Consider the following 19,957-nt stretch of genomic DNA (forward strand, 5'->3'; position numbering starts at 1 on the left):
CTCTACTTGAAAAAATAGTAGTTACCGGTGGTGTTGCAAGCGGGTTCGGGCCGAAAGTTGCCGCCAGTTTCGTGGCTATCCAGTGAACTGTGCTCGTCCCCCTGTGCGCTCCTGGATCCCGGCGATATAATGCCGCGCCTCAAAACCTGCCAATTGACTCCAGGCAGCTCTATCCAGCAACCCTATCCAGGCGACTTATGACCGTAAGAACCCGTATTGCTCCTTCCCCTACCGGTGACCCCCACGTAGGTACCGCCTACATCGCCCTGTTCAACCAGTGCTTCGCCCAGGCCCAGGGTGGCCAGTTTGTGCTGCGTATTGAAGATACCGACCAGGTCCGCAGCACCCCGGAGTCCGAGCAGGCGATCTTGGACAGCCTGCGTTGGCTGGGACTCGACTGGCAGGAAGGCCCGGATGTGGGCGGGCCCCATGGTCCCTATCGCCAGAGTGAGCGCGGAGATATCTATAAAAAGTACTGTGACGAGTTGGTCGCCAAAGGTCACGCGTTCCATTGTTATCGCACCGCGGAAGAGCTGGACCAGTTGCGCGCGCAATTACAGGAGTCTGGCAAGGCTACCCTCAAGCCCTCCGACTTGGCGCTGCCAGCGGAAGAAGTAGAAAAGCGCAAGGCCGCGGGTGAGCCCTACGTGGTGCGTATGAATGTGCCGGAAAGCGGCACCTGCGTGGTGGAAGACCTGCTGCGCGGCGCCATCGAGATCGACTGGGCCCAGGTGGACGCCCAGGTACTGCTCAAATCCGACGGCATGCCGACCTACCATCTGGCCAACGTGGTGGATGACCACCTGATGGAGATCACCCACGTACTGCGCGGCGAGGAGTGGATCAACTCCGCGCCCAAGCACAAACTGCTGTACGAATACTTCGGCTGGGACATGCCGGTGCTGTGCCACCTGCCGCTGTTGCGCAACCCGGACAAGACCAAACTGTCCAAGCGCAAGAACCCTACCTCCATTCTTTATTACCAGCGCGCCGGATTCATGCCCGAGGCACTGCTGAACTACCTGGGCCGTATGGGCTGGTCCATGCCCGACGAAAGCGAGAAGTTCACCTTGGAAGAGATGCTCAAGCACTTCGACATCCAGCGCGTGTCCCTCGGCGGCCCGGTATTCGATGTGGAGAAACTCAGCTGGCTGAATGGCCTGTGGATCCGCGAGCTGGAAGACGCGCAGCTGGCCGACCGCCTTCAGAGCTGGCTGCTGAACCGCGAAAACCTGCTCAAGGTGCTGCCGCAGGCCAAGGGCCGTATGGAAACCTTCGGCGACTTTATGCCCCTGGTGAGCTTCTTGGCTGCCGGCAAGCTACCGCTGACCGAAAACAGCTTTGCAGGCAACAACCTGGAGCTGGACGATCAGAAGAAGTTGCTGCAGTTCACCCTGTGGCGGCTGGAAGCCCTGCGCAGCTGGAGCAAAGACAACATCTTTGCCGCGGTGAAGGAACTCTCCACCCAAATGGAAATCAAGCTCAAGGACTTCAACGCGCCCCTGTTCGTGGCTATCAGTGGCACCACCGCCAGCTTCTCGGTGATGGATGCTATGGATCTGTTGGGCCCGGACCTCAGCCGCGCCCGACTGCGCCAGGCAATTGATGTGCTCGGCGGCGCTGGCAAGAAGGTGCTCAAGCGCTGGGAAAAGGAGTTCGCTTCTTTAAGCTAATTCTCCCACCTACAGACAGAGTCCTACGGACGCGCACAGCCAAAGAAATGCCACTCCATCATCAAGAGTGGCATTTTTATTGCCTCTCTATTTGTCATATGCTTCCGGCACTTTTCGGCTAAAAATGAAACAATCTGTAGCAAACTAGGTGCGGTATGTGACAAATATCACATTTCGCCTGTAGAATCCCGCAAGGTTTAGGGGTTGCCGGGTTATGGAGTAAACCCGGAAGTAACTTAAAGAAAAAAGGAAATAACTATGACCACAGTTAAAAAAGCAGTTATCCCAGTAGCGGGTTTGGGGACCCGCATGTTGCCGGCCACCAAGGCCATCCCGAAGGAGATGCTGCCGATCGTCGACAAGCCGCTTATCCAGTACGTAGTGAGTGAGGCGGTAAAAGCGGGGATCAAAGAGATTGTGCTGGTGACGCATGCCAGTAAAAACGCCATCACCAACCACTTCGACACCTCTTTCGAGCTGGAAGCCCAGCTGGAAAACCGTCTGAAGCGCCAGCTGCTGGACGAGGTGCGCGCAATCATCCCGCGCGACGTCACCGTAATTTCCGTACGCCAGGCCGAGGCGAAAGGCCTTGGCCACGCCATCGCCTGTGCGCGCCCGGTTGTGGGTGATAATCCGTTTGCTGTGCTCCTGCCAGACGTACTTGTGGATCAATACGCGTCAGACCTCACCAACACCAACCTCGCCGCAATGGTGCGCAATTTCGAGCAGACCGGTGCCAGCCAGATCATGGTTGAGTCTGTGGAGTGGGAAGAAGTCAGTAAATACGGTGTAGTGGACTGCCTGGGTGCAGACCTGAAAGTCGGCGGTGTAGCCAAAATCGACGGCATGGTCGAGAAACCCAGCGTCGATGCCGCCCCGTCCAACATGGCGGTAGTGGGTCGCTATGTACTGCCGGCAGAAATCTGGACCCTGCTGGAGCAAACCCAGCCGGGCGCTGGTGGCGAAATCCAGTTGACCGATGCCATCGATGAGCTGCTTAAGTTGCAGAGCGTGGATGCCTACCGGATCGTCGGTCACAGCCACGACTGCGGCAACAAGCTGGGTTACATGAAGGCCCAGTTCAAATACGGTCTGCATCACCCGGATATCGGTGATGGCTTGCAGGAGTTCCTGACCGAGCAGAGGCCGCGCGTCGAAGCCGTCGCCTGATGCAGGAACCAGAGTGGGTGTGGGGCCAGCGGCTGACCCGGCATCCAAAAAGAGTGGCGGGGCGCAGTCCTCGGTAACGCTCTAACTATTTGATTAAAAAGTTGTTTTTTCTGGTTGACAGGTGCAGGCGCGCTGTTAAAATGCGCCTCGCTTTCGGGGGAAACCTAAGCAGGAAAGCAACTTTGGGGCTATAGCTCAGCTGGGAGAGCGCAACACTGGCAGTGTTGAGGTCAGCGGTTCGATCCCGCTTAGCTCCACCAAATACAAAAAAGGCCGCACTCACTCGAGTGCGGCCTTTTTTGTATTTGGCAGAACTGCCCGGGCGCGAGGCATAGCCCCGGTTCACAAGGAGCCGCAGGCGACGCAGAGCGCCGAAAGGCGACCCCGAAGGGGTGAGCAGGCAAAGCCTGCGAATCATCCCGCGCAAATGAACTGGAGTTCCGCTGCGGGTTCCAACGGGGCCTCCGCACAAGCACCCGAAAGGATGCGGCCTTTTTTCTTTGTGATGCCGGGCTCGCTGTAATCGCTTGTAATTGAGTTACAGGTGATTCTCAGCCTCAAGTCATGTAGAATTTCGCGCGCCTTGGCACGGATCTGCGTCACATTTTCTATGTGAAACCGGCCTGAAATTGAGACGGACTTCAAAAAAAGTAAAAGATTTCAATCTCGGGGGGCTCTGCGGCTGCTGTTGCATGGGTGTCCATAAAAAGAAAATAGAAGTGCATGCACCCGGTCGTTCAACGTAACCCATGGCAGATTCAGCGTGATGTCATTCGCGCGCTACTGATCCGCGAAATGAAGACCCGCTTTGGCAAGTGGCGTCTTGGTTACGCGTGGGTTCTGCTGGAGCCAGCCATGCACATCATGCTGCTGGCGGCCATCTTCAGCTTCATGGGGAGAGAGTTCTACCCGGGTATCCCCACCGCGTTATTTATGCTTGGCGGGATTGCGCCTTTCATTTTTTTTAGTAATTGCTTTGGCAAAGGTGTGGCCGCGGTAGAGTCCAACCGTGGCCTGTTCAATTATCGCCAATTGCGCCCCTTTGATGCGGTGCTCACACGGGTGCTACTGGAATTCGCCATCTACCTGTTCAGTCTGGTAGCGCTGCTGGCCATCCTCGCTTGGTTCGGCGTTACCGCACGCTTCAACGATTTTCTCATGCTGATCGGCATCAATCTGCTGTTTTTTTGCTTCTGCCTGGGAGTCAGTCTCACGATGTGTGTGGTAGGGACGAAATTTCCGGAGGCTGCCAAGTTCGCCCCAATGATTGTGCGCCCACTGTACTTTATCTCCGGGGTGTTTTTCTCTCTGGAACAGGTGCCGGAGGAGTATCACGGCTACCTCTCCTGGAATCCGTTACTACATGTGATCGAATTGACCCGTGAAGGATTGTTCGCGAGCTATCATGGCGTGTTCGCGGATTTGCCGTACCTGGCCACGAGTTCACTGGTCATGCTCGCATTTGGTCTGCTGGTTTATCGCAGTCAATGGCGCGATCTGGTGCGCAGCCAATGATCGAGCTGCGCAATCTCACCAAGTCCTTCAAGACTCCGGCAGGCCGCAAAGTACTGTTCCGGAATGTGAATGCGGTTTTTCCAGAAGGGAAGAATATCGGCATTCTGGGGCGCAACGGCGCTGGTAAGTCCACCTTGCTCCGCATTATGGGGGGGATTGACTACCCAGATTCCGGCAGGGTGATTACTGACCAGCGTATTTCGTGGCCTATGGGTTTGTCCGGCGGCTTTCAGGGCAGTATGACCGGGCGTGAAAATGCGGCATTTATCTGTGGTATTCACGGAATCTGGGGTGGTTCCAAGCGCAAGGTTTTGGACCGGGTGCAGGAGTTTGCCGAGATCGGTGACTACTTTGATGCGCCGGTGAAGTCATACTCCTCCGGTATGCGCTCTCGTCTTGCGTTTGGCCTGAGCATTTCAGTGGATTTCGACTATTACCTGGTGGATGAGGTGATGTCAGTGGGTGATGCGCACTTTAAGCACAAGTGCGAGCAAGTAATCGCTGAAAAACGCAAATCGGCCAATTTTATCATCGTCGCCCACAGTATGCCGACGCTGAAGAAGAACTGTGACGTTGGAATTTATCTCGGCCCGTCCGGCCTGCAGATATTCGATACCGTTCAAGAGGCGATTGCCCTCTACCAGCAAGGGATCCCCAAACCTGCGCAAGCTTCTGTGGGCGCACAAAAGTAAGAATTATGGAATCAGTAGAAAAAGTACCGGCGGCCAGCCAGAAAAAAGCGGCCAATACGGCCAAAAAAATACTGCGGAAGCTGTCAGCGGCAAGTACTGGTGTAGCTCCTGCGCGCGCCAGCCGCTGGGGCAGCCTAGCACTGTTTGTTGTGTTGCCCTTGCTGCTGGTTAGTGGCTACTACCTATTGTGGGTGTCAGACAGGTATGTCAGCGCCACACAGCTGATCGTAAAAGACAACAGCAGCAATCAGGGAATGTCGTCCTCTCTCGGATTCCTGGTGCCGGGTATGGGGAGTGATAACCAAGATGCCTTCCTGGTAGTGAACTATATCCAGTCCCTGGATATGGCCCTGTATCTGGACGAGGAGCTGGGGCTCGCCACATATTTCAAAAGTGATGGATACGATTTGTTCTCGCGGCTTGCCGCGGATGCCTCGCAGGAAGACTACCTGGAATTCTATCGTGCACACATTGCGGTGGCGCACGATGAAACCACCGGTATTATCAGTATTGAAATGCAGGCTTTCGAGCCCGAGTTTGCTCAACAGCTGGTGGAAACGGTGATCCGTAAATCGGAAGATTTTGTCAACGCCATCAGCAATCAGCTCGCTGACAAGCAGGTATCGTTTGTGCGCAGTGAACTGGAGCTTGCGCAAAGCAAGCTGCGCACGAGCAAGCAAAATATCCTGGACTTCCAGAACCGCAATCAGGTCGTCAGCCCGGAAGAGCTGACCAAAGGTATTAGCGCGATTATCCAAGGGCTGGAGGCCAGACTCGCCGAACTTCGTGCAAAGCTTACGGCGGCAAAAACTTATTTGCACTCGGATTCTTCTCAGGTAGTTTCTCTGCAGGCGGAGATCAGCTCACTGCAACAACAAATCGAAGTAGAAAAGGTGCGCCTTGTCGGCGTAACCGAAGAAGACGGAGAAGAGCGCCTTAACAGTCTCAATGCTCATTTCCAAAATCTGCAACTGGACCTGCAGTTTGCCATGGATGCCTATCAGGCATCACTCGCGGCACTGGAAACCGCACGCATGGAGGCCTCTGGCAAGCTCAAACATTTAATGGTGATAAGTCAGCCGTCCATTGCAGAAGACGCAGAGTATCCACACAAGTTGTACAACCTTGCGAGCCTGGCGGTGATTCTCTTACTGCTGTACGGCATTGGCAAAATGCTGGTCGCCAGTATTCGTGACCACCGAGTGTAAGCGGAAAACTCAATTCCAGATTTGATAAACGTTATGACAAAAACATTGATAAAGCGCTGGGTAATCAGCGCGCTTGTGGCCACCGGGCTCAGTGCCAGTGCCAGTGCACTGGATACCCAACAGCTGGAAAAAGACCGGCTGCAAGTTGCTACGGGAGGCCATCTTCCCGTCTTCGGCGAGTCCCTGTTCAAAGGCGCCTTTAAAGACCAGCCGTTCAGTGGGTTTAATGGAGGCTACCGCGTTACCGTGGGCGATCAGATTGCCCTGCAATTATGGGGTGCATACAGCTTTAACGCGGTGCTGACGGTGGATGCCCAAGGCAATATTTTTATTCCGGAAGTGGGGCCGGTACACGTAGCCGGGGTTGAGAATGGTGAGCTCAATAACTTCGTGTTGCGACATGTAAAGCGGGTGTTCAAGAGCAATGTGCAGGCCTACGCCAACCTGGAGGCCAGCCAGCCCGTGAAAGTCTTTGTGACTGGGTTTGTGGAAAGCCCGGGCCTATATCCCGGATTCTCATCGGATTCCGTGTTGTACTATCTGGACAGTGCGGGCGGTATTAACCGCGAAAGTGGCAGCTACATCGATATCAAGGTACTGCGCCAGGGCAAAGAGCTGCAGCGCGTCAACCTGTATCGCTTCTTGGTGGAAGGGCAGATGCCGGCTCTGCAATTGCGCAATGGGGATTCCATTGTCGTTGGCCCGCGCCAAGGGTATATCAGTGTCGAGGGCGCGGTACAGGAGTCCGGGCAGATCGAATTTGTGGGGCCGTCCACCCATCTCGGCGAGATGCTGCTGGTGGCGAAGCCTGATCCGCAAGCCAACTTTGCGCGCATTACCCAAGTGATTGACAACGAGCAGCAGGCGAGCTACCTCCCGCTGGCAGAAGCGCTGAGTACGCCACTGCATCCCGGTGCCCATGTGGAGCTGGTGAGTGATAGCGAGGTCAGCAGTATCTCGGTGCGTGTGAGCGGAGAAGTAAACGGGCCGGCCGCGTATGTGTTGCCCTACGGTGCCACTCTGCAGGACCTGCTGGAAAAGTTGCGCTACCGGGATAACGCCGATCCATTCGCTCTGCAGCTGTACCGCAAAAGTGTGGCAAAAAAACAGAAGGTTGCACTGGAGCGCTCACTGGATGCCTTGGAAATGGAGGCGCTGACCCGCCAGCCCACAACCACCGCAGACCAGGCATCGATCAAGGACACTGCGTCTATGATCCAGAACTTTATATCCAAAGCGCGTAACGCCCAGCCGCGCGGGCAGGTGGTGCTGGCCAACAATGCCAATGCGGGGCAAATGTTGCTGGAGGATGGCGACTCGCTGATCGTTCCTTTGCGCGCTTCCACGGTGTCCGTGGTTGGCGAGGTGGTTTTCCCCACGTCATTGGTATTTGATGAGCGCAATACCCTAGAAAATTACATCGAATTGGCGGGCGGCTTCTCAAACAATGCGAATACCGACGAGCTGGTGGTGCTGCATATGGATGGCACGATCAGTCGTATCAAGGAAAGTAAGTTTGATAATCGCCTCAAGGGCGTGCTGCGCCCTGGCGATGAGATCATGATCATGCCAAAAATTCAGGCGAGTGAGCTACAGGTCACCAAGGATGTCACGGAGATTCTGTACCGTATTGCCGTCGGTACCGCAGCGGTGTTGTCTTTCTAGGATCTGGGTGCTGATAGGGGGCGGCCCGGGGATAGCTCGGGCCAGCTGAACAGCGAAAGGCACTGTGCGGCGCAGAATGTAAAAAAATTGGCCCTAAAATTGCTGCGCAGTGTTCGGCCAACTTTAAATAAATTTTACTTGGGGGAATGAATGAAAACTGGAACTTCGTCACGAAAAGGAATAATTCTGGCCGGCGGGTCAGGTACTCGGCTCTATCCACTGACCAAAGGCGTCAGCAAGCAGCTGATGGCGGTGTACGACAAACCGATGATCTACTACCCGCTGACTACGCTGATGATGGCGGGCATTCGCGATATTCTCATCATCACCACTCCCGAAGAGCAATGCCTGTTTCAGAAGCTGCTGGAAGATGGCAGCCAGTGGGGCATCAACATTACATACGCAGTGCAGCCTTCCCCGGATGGCCTGGCGCAAGCGTTCCTGATTGGTCGCGAACACGTTGGCAACAACCCCAGCGCACTGGTGTTGGGAGACAATATTTATTATGCCGAGCACTTTAGCGAAGTGCTGAAGAATGCGGATCAGCGCACCGAGGGCGCCACCGTATTTGGTTACCACGTTGCGGACCCGCGCGCATATGGCGTAGCCGAATTTGACCGTGATGGCAAAGTGATCAGCATCGAAGAAAAGCCTTCCCAGCCCAAGTCCAATTACGCGGTGACTGGTCTTTACTTCTATGACAGTCAAGTCTGTGACCTAGCGCGAGAAATTAAGCCGAGCCACCGTGGTGAGCTGGAGATTACCGATCTCAATCGTATGTATCTGGAGCAGGGCAGCTTAAATGTAGAGTTGATGGGGCGCGGTGCCGCATGGTTGGACACTGGAACCCACGACAATCTGCTGGAAGCCGCGCAGTTTGTGCAGACCATCGAGCGTCGTCAGGGTTTGAAGATCGCGTGCCCCGAAGAGGTAGCTTTCCGCAAAGGTTTTATCGACGCAGAGACTCTGGAGAAGCAGGCCCAGCCCCTGATCAAGAGCGGCTACGGCGAATACCTGATGCAAATTCTCGCCGAATCCAAAACCGACCACGCCTTTTCTCGCTAAAAAGCTCGGCCACACGATGTAGGAGCCTGTTGTGACCGCCATGGATGGCGGAAATGCAGATTTTGCAGGACGCAAAAATCTGCCAGGCGAAAAAGAGATAGTTATGAAAGTAATAGAAACAAAAATCCCCGATGTAAAAATCATCGAGCCCAAAGTCTTCGGCGACGAGCGCGGCTTCTTCCTGGAAACCTTCCGTCAGGATTTTTTCAACCGTGAGTGCGCAGAGCGCACATTCGTGCAGGACAACCACAGCAAGTCCAGCCAGGGCATCCTCCGCGGTCTGCACTACCAGACCGAAAGTACCCAGGGCAAGCTCGTCCGCGTGACCGCCGGCGAAGTGTTCGATGTGGCGGTAGACCTGCGCAAAAGCTCTCCCACCTTCGGTCAGTGGGTGGGCGTATTGCTGAATGAAGATAACAAACGTCAGCTGTGGGTCCCGGAAGGCTTTGCCCACGGTTTCTATGTCACAAGCGACTCCGCCGAGTTCGTCTACAAGTGCACTGACTATTATGCACCAGAGTACGAGCACTCGCTGCGCTGGGACGACCCGGAAATCGGTATCGATTGGCCCCTGGTCAACGGCGAGCCGCCCCAGCTCTCCGCCAAAGACGCTGAAGGCAAACTCCTGAAAGACGCCGTTGTCTTTGGTTAATGGTGTAAAAAATGAAGGTTCTGATCACCGGTAAAAATGGCCAGTTAGGCCAGCAACTCCAAAAGCAGGCGCCCTCCGGTGTCACGGTTATTGCCCATGGCCGCGACACTCTGAATATTGCCGATAAAGCAAAGGTTTTATCTGTCCTGAGCGAGGCAAAGCCGGATGTCGTCATTAACGCCGCTGCCTACACAGCCGTAGACAAAGCCGAGTCTGAAGTTGAGCAGGCCCACGCCATCAACGCCCGCGGGCCAGAAAACCTCGCGCTTGCTTGCCGCGAATTCGGTGCCCGCCTGATCCACGTCTCTACCGACTTTGTGTTTGACGGCAGGCACTCACAACCGTACCAGCCAGAAGATATCCGCAAACCCGTGAGCGTCTATGGCGAAAGCAAAGCTCGTGGCGAAGAGGCGGTCGAAGCCATTCTTCCGGAGGCGATCATCGTGCGTACTGCTTGGGTATACGATCGTGACGGCGGCAACTTTGCCACAACCATGTTGCGCCTGATGAGCGAACGCGACCAACTCGGTATTGTCGCCGACCAGATCGGAACACCCACTTGGGCCGGAACTCTGGCGAAAAGCCTCTTCGCATTGGCCCAAACCCCAGAGGCCAAGGGTACTTACCACTGCACTGACGCCGGAGCCGCCAGCTGGTACGACTTCGCCGTCGCTATTTATGAAGAAGGCAAAGCCGCCGGCCTACTACAGAAAGACCGCCAAGTACAAATAGCTCCAATTGCCACCAGCGACTACCCGACCCCCGCGACACGCCCATCCTACAGCGTGCTGGATAAAACCCGGTTAACAAAAGAAGCCGGTGTAGAGCTGAGTCACTGGCGCCAAGTTCTGAGGGCTGTGCTAGACCCGCACAAGCTGTAGGAGCCTGCCTGCAGGCGAACCGGGCATGACAATGCCCCCCAAGAAATCAAATTCAAAACTGATCATTCCGGCTCACCCGGGAACCAAGACCAACGGAACTGCGAAAAATGAGCAACCTGCTAGTAACCGGCGGTGCCGGCTTCATCGGCGCCAATTTTGTCCATTACTGGATGAAAGCTTACCCTCAAGACACGGTGGTGGTACTGGACGCACTCACCTACGCTGGTAACAAAGCCAACCTCGACCCTGTGGCAGAAAACCCGAACTTTGTATTCAGCCACGGCAATATCTGCGATACCGGCTTGGTAGAGACGCTACTTAAAGAGCACCACATCGATACTCTGGTGCATTTTGCCGCAGAGAGTCATGTAGACCGCTCGATCACCGGCCCGGATGCCTTTATAGAGACCAATATCATTGGTACCCACAGCCTGCTAAAGGCTGCCAAGAAGGTCTGGCTCGATGAAGGGCTGAACAAAGAGAATCACCGCTTTCACCATGTATCCACCGACGAGGTGTACGGCACGCTGGGGCCAACCGACCCGGCCTTCAGTGAGACCACGCCCTACGCGCCGAATAGTCCTTACTCTGCGAGTAAGGCCGCCTCTGATCACCTGGTGCGCGCCTACCATCACACCTATGGCCTGAAGGTCACCACCAGCAACTGCTCCAACAACTACGGGCCATATCACTTCCCGGAAAAACTCATTCCGCTGGTCATTACCAATATCTTGCACGACAAGCCACTCCCCATCTATGGCGACGGGCAGCAGATTCGTGATTGGTTGTATGTAGAAGATCATGGCCGCGGCATTGATCTGGTCATTAAAAAGGGCCGATTGGGCGAGTGCTACAACATCGGCGGCATTAATGAGTGGGCCAATATCGATATTGTCAAACTGATCTGTGGCCTGATGGACAAAGCCTTTGCCGAGAAGCCGGAACTGGCTGACCGTTTCCCCCTTGCCGGCAAGGTCCGGGAAGGTAAATCTACGGACCTGATTACTTATGTGACCGATCGCGCTGGCCACGATCGTCGCTATGCCATTGATCCATCGAAATCCAATGAAGAGCTGGGCTACCAGCCACAGGAAACCTTTGACAGTGGTATCGCCAAAACCGTTCAGTGGTTTCTTGAAAATGAGAGCTGGTGGGCTGCAGTAATGGATGGTACTTACAAAGATTGGATCAACAGTCACTACAGGAATAAGTAGTGTTCAAATTTAACTCACAGTTAAAAGTGTAGTTTTAATAAGGGTAGTTCTTAAAAAATTTTAGGGGGCGTGTGAAGGGGCTTAGTAATAGGTTTCGGAGCACAATGATGAGTTATGAATTTGAATTTCGGGGAAAGTGCTAGTGCTCGCGAAAGTGTTTAAGTTTTACGATACTTACAAGTTAAAAGGTTTGATTGATAGAGATTTTTATCGCGCAGCATACGGGTCACATTTGCGTCAATTAAATCCGGATAAGCACTTCTCCTGCTACAAGCTGAGCTTGGACTTCGACCCTAGGCCTGATGTCTCTCTGAGAGAGCTATCGAAGAAATATCCTGGCGTGGGCATCGAAAAGCTATTGCAAAGGTTTGTTTCTGATAAGAGCTTTTACAGAGAAAATCGCAGCGTTAGTCTTGCTGTTTTCCGTCATTTCGGTGTCGAAAATAATCAGCATATTGTCGATGCATGCAGCATAATTGCGAGTGAATTTGACGAGGCTTACTATCTCGAAGCATACCCGGATGTTTCTCGTTCATGGATTCCGCCGCATGCTCACTATGTTTTGTTTGGGGCAAATGAAGGGCGGAATCCAAACGACTGGTTTGATTCAAAGTTCTATCTTGAAGAGTATTCGGATGTTGCATCGCTTCACCTGAATCCGTTTTCGCACTACATTGAATTTGGCAGGAGCGAGAAACGCTTTCCGAACAATAGCCTGAAGAAAGAGATGTTTCGAGAGAATCAATTGGCACTGAGCAAGCATAGTAAGTGTCGCGTCGATCCTGACTTCTATCTCGAAAAAAATCCGGATGTTCGAGAGGCAGGCCTTGATCCAGAGTCGCACTATTATGAATTTGGAGAGGCCGAAGGTCGTTGGCCAAATCAATTCTTTAACCCGGAATTTTATTCAAAACAATACAGTGATGTCGCTGAAGCCGGTGTGTCAGCTCTCGATCACTACCGTGATATTGGGTTCCAAGAGGGACGAGAAGCTTTATGTTCTGAACCTGAGAGGGACGATGCCAATCAAACGGCTTCGTCAACTCATGAGGCGATATATTTCGACGAAGCTTACTATCTACAGCAAAACCCAGATGTTGCGCAGTCTGGCATTGATCCGTATGAGCACTATAAGTGCCATGGCGAGATTGAGGGGCGACGCCCTCAGGCTCATTTCTGCCCGAAGTTCTATAAGAGCATTAATGCGGATGTCCGGGCTTCGAATATCTCTCCGTTTCAGCACTATATCGATTTCGGGTTCTCCGAGGGGCGACTAGGCACAGCGCCAGAGAAAAATGCTCGATCCACGATAAAGAAGCCTCTGCTATTTGTAGGGCATGATGGCATCCAGGCTGGATCTGAGATTGTTCTGCTTGAAGTCGTCAAGTGGTTTTATGAAAACACCGACAGACATATTAAAGTCTTGTTGTTGAGCCCCGGCGTGGTCGCGAATCAATATGCGCAGTACGCAGATATGCATGTATTGCCAAATTATAGTGTTGATAATGCATCAGAACTCAATGAATTCATCCGAGACGACTTCGAATTTGTCTATATCAATACGGTAGTTTCGGGTCGCTTCTTTAAAATGTTAAGCGAATGTGAGCTTACCGTTGCTGGTGATATCGTTACGCATATCCATGAAATGGAAAAGGTAATTGATGAAAACATAGATGCATTTGAAGAGTTGAAGCCGGTTACTACGCACTGGATTTCCGCCTCGCCGGCATCAACCGATGCTCTTATGCAAGTTCATGGTGTCGAGACTACAAGTATTACCACAGTCCCCGCGTTTATTCGTCCTGTGGCTGCTGAACATGAAGCTTCGGATGCACTTAAAACATCGGTTCGTGAGGAATTGGGTCTTTCACAATCTGCCGTAGTGATTGCTGGCTGCGGGACAGTTTACTGGAGGAAAGGGCCGGATCTTTTCCTGGAGGCTGCTCGCGAGATTCTGCGGGACTTTCCAGAAGAGTGTCAATTCCTGTGGATCGGCGATGGTCCGGATTTGGCAGATATTAGTTCGTCACTGACCAAGAAAGAACGGAAGCAAATCAAGTTTATTGGCTCGAGGAGCAATGCCAACGAACTTCTCGCTGCGGCAGATATCTTCTTTCTATCTTCCCGTGAAGATCCGTTTCCCTTGGTGGTAATGGAGGCTGCTCAGCACTCAGTACCTACGGTGTGCTTTAGTGAGGCAACTGGAATCACTGCATTCGTTAAAGATGATGCAGGGGTTTGTGTCAAAAAAATGCAGGTCTCGAGCGCTGTCGAAGCAATCACTAAGCTTGTTATTGATCGCGAGTCAAGGAGGCTTCTGGGGGCAACTGCGAAATCTCGAGTATTTGCCAAATATACTGCCGAGCAGCAGTGTTTGAATATCTTTGCAGCGATCATTGCCAACACTGGCTACAAGCCAGCAGTAAGTGTTGTAGTTCCGTTATACAACCATGCCAAATTTGCTGAAGAGCGTGTTGACTCTATCCTGAATCAGTCTGTGAAGGATATCGAAGTCATATTGATGGACGACTGTTCCGTCGATGATACTGTGGCGGTAGTGAATAAATACTCAGGGGATCCCCGGGTATTCTTTTCTCATAACGATATTAACTCCGGTTCGCCATTTAAGCAGTGGCGAAAGGGGTTGTCGCTTGCCCGTGGAGATGTCGTTTGGATTGCCGAAGGTGACGATACTTGTAGCTTCAATTTCCTTGAAACACTACTTCCATATTTTGATGACCCGATGATGTCTATCGCTTCCGCGAAGACTGAAATTATAAATGAGGGCGGCGAGCTTCAGGAGGCTGCCCTTGACCCGTACCTGAATGGTGCTTATCCAGGTAAATTTGAAAAGAGTTACATTAACGACGGTTTTGTCGAGGTGGAAGAGCAGCTTGGAGCAGTTTGTACGCTTGTCAATGCAAGTGGCCTCCTCGTGCGCAAGGCAATGCTAAGGGACGAGATTTTGCTCGAAGCTGGTAACTTCAAGATGTGTGGAGACTGGTACGTATACCTGAGCACCATGAAGGGCGGGAAAATTGCTTACGATGTCAACGCAAAAAACTACTTTAGGCGGCATTCTGCATCTGCAGTTCACAAGATAGAGGGAACAAAAACCTATTTTGATGAGCGGGTCAAAGTTGCACGATACGTGTTCGAGAATTTCCCCATGAGCCGACGTGCTATCAACCGTGTTGCCGCGGTTATCGACGCTGAGTGGGATCGGTTCAAGTTCAAGCATGAAGGCTCTAAAAAGGAAGACGTCTTTGATCGTGCGGGTTTGGTTCAGTATGCGCGGCCCAAAATACGCAAACCACATGTCGGGTTATACGTTCACGGGATGACTTTTTCGAAAGGCGGAATTGAGCGTTTAGCGGCTGATCTCACAAATAAATTGGTCGAAAATGGATACAGAGTGACCATATACTGCCGCTCTTGGGGTGGTGATAGGCCGATTTACCCGCTATATCAATCGGTCGCTCTTAAGCCCATATTTAACGAGCACGAACAAGAAGCATCTATAGCAGCAATGCGCTCGGACATGATTTTTTCGGGTGTGGATATTTTTATTCCGATGCTTTCGGAATGGTTGTTTGAACCGGTCGTGGCAGCTGCCGACGGCACAGGAATTCCGGTGGTGGTGTCAGAACACAATGACCCAGAAAAGATTGTTGAATTGTGGTGGGATAAGGAAAAGAGAATACAAACCTTTGAAAAGGCAAGTGCAATTCATCTAATCTTGGACGAATTCAAGCGTTCGCTGCCAGATTCATTAATTAGCAAAGTGAGCGTCATTCCGAATTTCGTAAAACCAATCGATGGAGTGGAGCGGAGAGCAAGCCGTGAGAAGGTAATCATTGCCGTAGGGCGCTTGGCTGAACAGAAGCGAATGGATCGTCTCGTTTCAGCATTTTCACTTCTGTCCGATCGTTATCCTGATTGGAGTGTGCACATCTATGGAGAGGGTGAGTTGCGGAGCGAGTTGGAGCAGCAAATACAGAATTTGCAGTTGCAGGGCCGAGTTATTTTGAAGGGAAGGTCGGAGAACATAGGGGAGTGCTATAGAAGCGCTTCGATATTCGCTATTTCATCTGAATTTGAAGCGTTTGGAATCGTTGTTGCGGAGGCGCAACAGAATGGACTGCCTTGTGTGGGGCTCAAACATTGTAATGGACCAAATGTCCTTATTCGCCAAGAAGAAAATGGATTCCTAATCGATGCGCTGAATGAAGATCTAATTGCTCGTGAGTTTTCGGAAGCCCTTGAAAAGCTAATTCTTGATGAGGATTTGCGGGCTTTCTTCGGTAGAAATGCAGTAGCTAACGCCGCTACATATGAGCTAAATTCAATTTTCCCGGATTGGGAAAGGTTGATTGAAGATACTTTGCAGCACTAAATTTGAGTTATTAGAAGAGTATATTTTGATGAAGCAGCTTATTGTCCATGCTGGGATGCCCAAAAATGGATCAAGTGCAATCCAGGTAATGTTTGCGAAGAACCGTGACAAACTTTTAGACCTGTCTATTGACTATTTTAATGTGGGTGAGTTCGAATCTGGGAAATCTGGCGCGATTACTTCAGGTAATGGCGCACTCATTTCTAGGTCACTTTTGAATGAAGGCCACGAGGCATATTTTCACGATCCTGACGATAACCTACTGCGTGAACTTCAAGCAAAAGTTAAGTCTAGCCGTGCAGAAGTGGGTGTGGTTTCTTCCGAGTTTTTCACAAATATACCTGCAAGTTCTGTTCTAAAGCTAAAGGAGTTCTGCGATAAGTTAGGTGTAGAGCTTCGGTACTTCTACTATGTAAGGAGGCAGGACCAATTTTTGATGTCGGGGTATATGCAGAGAGTGAAACGGCATGGGAGTGTCGATTACCCTGAGGACTTTATAAAAGCAAGCTATAAGAATGTCGGCTTCCTGAATTACTTCGCATTTACGAAGCAACTCGAAAGCGTGCTCGGACTTGGAAATGTGATTGTCAGAAATTTTGATGTGGCCCGTAAGCATGAAAAAGGATTGGCTGGTGACTTTGTAGAGACGGTCATAGGAAATACGGACGGACTGGAAATTCAAAATGAAGTCGTCAATGTCAGTCCTACGCCTAAGGAGATTAAAGCTCTTATTTTACTGAATAAGTTTTCTCCTTCGCACGCTCTAACAGACGAAGTGGTGAGGAATAGCGCCAAGTACGGACGTGCATCAGCAGGTTCTGTGCATTCTTTACTTGATCCTTCGGTCTGTAAAGAAGTGTTAGATTATTTTTCCAACCAAAATTATATGCTAATGGAAACATACTTGCCTGCCGGGCACGAGTTTGATCTCGAGGTTTCCAGCGCTTCGGTTGACCTTAAGAGTCTCAAATTAGACGCCGAAGACGTTATAGAAATTCTTGGTGCACTACTCGTAAGGTTGTATAAGTAATGACGAAGCCGATTTTATTTCTTCATATAAGTAAAACAGCTGGATCCGCACTTAAGCGAGCCATCTTCGATGCTTTTTCTGATAAGGCTTGCTCGGAACTGATTTTCGAGGATGAGGTGCGGAGAGAATTGGCTCGGGGATTGAGTTCTCACGTTTATGCTGCACATGTTGGTTTTGATACCGCAAAGAAGATGAATGCAGATGTAGTTACTGTGATGCGGGACCCTGTCTCAAGAATCAATTCTCTATTTAATTTTTGGCACAATAGAGTGCCAAAAGTCGACCCTGCTGGTGTTTTCGAGGCTGTTCGTGGGATGTCGCCACAACAGTTCTTTCAGTCTAATGAGGGAAGAATACTGGTTGGTAGGGAAAATTGCCAAGCTTACCAATTGGCAAGCTCTCACAACCAGTATGGAAGGGATAGGCTGGCTAAATTTAGTGATGAAGACATTCTCGACCTTGCTCTATCCAATCTTGGCAGCTGTAAAGTTGTTGGTTTTGTGGAGAGGATGGAGGATTTCGAAAGAAAGTTTTCAAGTGTTTTTGGTCGCCCAATTAAGGTGGCCAAAGAGAATGTTTCAAAGAAGTCACATGCTAATTTTATTTTTTCCAAAGATCTTAGACCCTTAGTCTATGACTCTATTTATTTAGATTTGGAGCTATATTCACGAGCTATGAGAGAGTTCCTATAGTTCGCATTGACTGACTTTTGATTATATGAATGAGAGTATAGCTTGAATGAAAACTTTTACAGTTGTAGCGAATTGCCAGTCTGCGGCCGTTGCTAGGACTTTGCAGACTAATATGCATTTTTGTCGGGAATATGAATATGTACGAACTCCTCCAGTTCATCTCATTGACCCCTCTAGGCAACATTACTACGCTGGTCAGCTAACCCATTGTGATTTGGTCGTATATCAACCAATAATTGATGAAAATAAGTTTGGTCCTCTGTGTGCTAGACGCATTGTAAATTTCTTGAGTGAAAGTTCTCGGGCGATTACTTTTCCGTCAATGTACTTCGATGGATATTTTCCTACTATGGCGTCAATGCCTGGGGTTAAGTCGGCGCTTAATGGTGTGCATGACTATTTTATTCTGAAAAGTTACTTGAGCGGTTTGTCGGCGGATGAAACGGTAACTGCTATTCAAGAGGGGGAGTGCCTTGCTGCTGAAAATGTTTCTCAAGCCTGCGTGCAATCGATAGATGCGCTTGCTGCGCGTGAGGAAAGGCTTGCTTGTGATGTTAAAATATCATCGTTTATTCGCTCTAACTATAGATCTCAAAAGCTTTTTCACCAGTTCAATAACCCCGCAGCTTCAGTCGTAAAAGAGGTCTGCGATCAAATTTGTCAGTTGCTCGAAATATCTACGGAATCGATGAGGTTGCTAGATGTCTTGGACGAAATACAGGCGCCAATCTATCCATTTGTGAAGGCGGCACTTGATTTGAAATTCGAGTTTATTTCAGGTGTTAATGGCGAGCAGAATGTGGATTTAGCTGACATGGTTGAATATAACTATAGGATTTATTCGTCTCAAGAAAAAGGATTCTTGATGTCGATGCTTGGCAAAAAGAAAAATTTTTTAAATTCCTGAATTGAGGTTTTGTGTGCTGTCCGAGAGAAAATCATTTGATCTGGAATTGGTCCCTGATTCCGATTCGCTTTACATTTTTTTCGGTGGGATTTCTGCGGGTATATCCATGCCCCCATTTGAATTCTACAATGCTTCGAAGATTCTTACGCATAATAAAGTATTTTTTCGAGACTTTCGACAGGCGTGGTACCAATCCGGAATGCCTGGGGTCGGTGAAGACTTGAGATCGGTCGTTTCTTTTATGTCCAAAATGATTGCCGACATATCCCCCAGTAATGTCTTCTTGATTGGTAATTCTATGGGGGGGTACGCAGCAATGATGTTTTCTGAGCTGCTCGGTACTGGTTCTGTAGTTGCATTCGCGCCTCAGACTTTCATCGAGCCTCAGCTTCGAGATTCGCATGGTGATAGTCGATGGTCGGCTCAATTGACTAAAGTTTATCGGAGCGTTTCGGCTAAGGATTTCATTTTTGATTTGCGCCAATTGATGATGAAAAAAAGCAGGCCTGGAAGAAATGTATCTATATACGTATCATCTGATGATCGGTTGGATATGGCGCATGCTAAGTATCTCGATGGCGTTGAGGGAGTGTTCGTCCACACGATATCAGGTGGAGGTCATGATGTTGTGAAGCTGTTGAAGCAGCGAGGTAAATTGCCGGAGATAATGGCGGGAGAGTTTGGGGGGGTATGTGAAGATTGAGTTTTGTTTCCCTGTGGAGGTTGCTTCGGGGCGAAATATTAACCGGGATTTTGATTGCTCGGCTAGCTTTGGGTTTTCGACAGGCCTCATCAACGTGTAATAGACTAATGGTTTAAACTTGGTTTTCTAAGTTTGGTCGAATGTTGGTGTGTGGTTGGACATTCGAAAACTTGAAGCTCACTCCGTGTGTTGAGGGCGCTTTAATGTGTTCCATGTTGGTTTTTTAATTTATTTTTGAATCTAGAGATTTCACCATCATTTGCATGTGGCGCATATGGAGTTCATGGGTGGAGTTGGTCAAATAGCTTTTAGTTTGAATGATTGGATGCTGAAATTTTATCTTGGCCGTATTTTAGTCTGATTTCATGCGCCTATTTGAGCTTGCTCCGACTTGTGCTCTAGTCTTTGTTTTTAGGTAGAGAAGTTTTGGCACCGTTTTTTTGGTGATGACGAAAATATTCATTTTTTTGGTTGTGCTCCATTTGTAGTGTTCT

The 19,957-nt window shown here is 50.6% G+C and carries 15 protein-coding genes and 1 tRNA gene; all 16 read left to right on the forward strand.

The window, feature by feature from the left end:
• The first annotated feature begins 197 nt into the window (after positions 1-197).
• The 16 genes from gltX to LC059_RS01735 all read left to right on the forward strand — a co-directional run bounded on the left by gltX (position 198) and on the right by LC059_RS01735 (position 19,463).
• A complete protein-coding gene (gltX, locus tag LC059_RS01660) occupies positions 198-1,673 on the forward strand; it encodes a glutamate--tRNA ligase (RefSeq protein ID WP_226702092.1) in 1,476 nt (491 codons plus the stop codon).
• A gap of 258 nt (positions 1,674-1,931) precedes the next feature.
• Positions 1,932-2,843 carry a UTP--glucose-1-phosphate uridylyltransferase GalU gene (galU, locus tag LC059_RS01665; RefSeq protein ID WP_226702093.1) on the forward strand — a complete coding sequence of 304 codons (912 nt, stop codon included), beginning with the start codon at positions 1,932-1,934 and terminating at the stop codon, positions 2,841-2,843.
• Between the two features lie 184 nt (positions 2,844-3,027).
• A tRNA-Ala gene (locus LC059_RS01670) sits at positions 3,028-3,103 on the forward strand.
• A gap of 463 nt (positions 3,104-3,566) precedes the next feature.
• The gene (locus tag LC059_RS01675) at positions 3,567-4,358 is read left to right on the forward strand and encodes an ABC transporter permease (RefSeq protein ID WP_226702094.1); all 792 of its coding nucleotides are present in this window, start codon (positions 3,567-3,569) and stop codon (positions 4,356-4,358) included.
• On the forward strand, positions 4,355-5,050 hold the full coding sequence (locus LC059_RS01680) for an ABC transporter ATP-binding protein (protein ID WP_226702095.1): 696 nt from the start codon (positions 4,355-4,357) through the stop codon (positions 5,048-5,050). The genes LC059_RS01675 and LC059_RS01680 overlap by 4 nt, the downstream gene beginning before the upstream one ends.
• Positions 5,051-5,055: 5 nt before the next feature.
• Complete coding sequence (locus LC059_RS01685) at positions 5,056-6,258, forward strand: hypothetical protein (protein WP_226702096.1); 1,203 nt, start codon at positions 5,056-5,058, stop codon at positions 6,256-6,258.
• A gap of 33 nt (positions 6,259-6,291) precedes the next feature.
• The gene (locus LC059_RS01690) at positions 6,292-7,923 is read left to right on the forward strand and encodes an SLBB domain-containing protein (RefSeq protein ID WP_226702097.1); all 1,632 of its coding nucleotides are present in this window, start codon (positions 6,292-6,294) and stop codon (positions 7,921-7,923) included.
• A gap of 150 nt (positions 7,924-8,073) precedes the next feature.
• Positions 8,074-8,988 (forward strand): glucose-1-phosphate thymidylyltransferase RfbA, encoded by a 915-nt coding sequence (gene rfbA / locus LC059_RS01695; protein ID WP_181254005.1) that lies wholly within the window; start codon positions 8,074-8,076, stop codon positions 8,986-8,988.
• Between the two features lie 103 nt (positions 8,989-9,091).
• Positions 9,092-9,640, forward strand: coding sequence for a dTDP-4-dehydrorhamnose 3,5-epimerase (gene rfbC / locus LC059_RS01700; RefSeq protein WP_226702098.1), 549 nt, complete (start codon positions 9,092-9,094; stop codon positions 9,638-9,640).
• An 11-nt stretch (positions 9,641-9,651) separates the two neighbouring features.
• Positions 9,652-10,521, forward strand: coding sequence for a dTDP-4-dehydrorhamnose reductase (gene rfbD / locus LC059_RS01705; RefSeq protein ID WP_226702099.1), 870 nt, complete (start codon positions 9,652-9,654; stop codon positions 10,519-10,521).
• A 107-nt stretch (positions 10,522-10,628) separates the two neighbouring features.
• Complete coding sequence (gene rfbB, locus LC059_RS01710; protein WP_226702100.1) at positions 10,629-11,735, forward strand: dTDP-glucose 4,6-dehydratase; 1,107 nt, start codon at positions 10,629-10,631, stop codon at positions 11,733-11,735.
• Positions 11,736-11,877: 142 nt separating this feature from the next.
• On the forward strand, positions 11,878-16,131 hold the full coding sequence (locus LC059_RS18030; protein ID WP_226702101.1) for a glycosyltransferase: 4,254 nt from the start codon (positions 11,878-11,880) through the stop codon (positions 16,129-16,131).
• A 28-nt stretch (positions 16,132-16,159) separates the two neighbouring features.
• Positions 16,160-17,161, forward strand: a complete 1,002-nt coding sequence (locus LC059_RS01720; RefSeq protein ID WP_226702102.1) for a hypothetical protein — start codon at positions 16,160-16,162, stop codon at positions 17,159-17,161.
• Complete coding sequence (locus tag LC059_RS01725; RefSeq protein WP_226702103.1) at positions 17,161-17,853, forward strand: sulfotransferase family 2 domain-containing protein; 693 nt, start codon at positions 17,161-17,163, stop codon at positions 17,851-17,853. Before LC059_RS01720 ends, LC059_RS01725 begins: the two co-directional genes overlap by 1 nt.
• 46 nt (positions 17,854-17,899) lie before the next feature.
• Complete coding sequence (locus LC059_RS01730; RefSeq protein WP_226702104.1) at positions 17,900-18,760, forward strand: WcbI family polysaccharide biosynthesis putative acetyltransferase; 861 nt, start codon at positions 17,900-17,902, stop codon at positions 18,758-18,760.
• A gap of 13 nt (positions 18,761-18,773) precedes the next feature.
• The gene (locus LC059_RS01735; protein WP_226702105.1) at positions 18,774-19,463 is read left to right on the forward strand and encodes an alpha/beta fold hydrolase; all 690 of its coding nucleotides are present in this window, start codon (positions 18,774-18,776) and stop codon (positions 19,461-19,463) included.
• The last annotated feature ends 494 nt before the right edge of the window (positions 19,464-19,957 follow it).

The organism is Microbulbifer elongatus, assembly GCF_020524885.1.
Lineage (GTDB): Bacteria > Pseudomonadota > Gammaproteobacteria > Pseudomonadales > Cellvibrionaceae > Microbulbifer > Microbulbifer elongatus_A.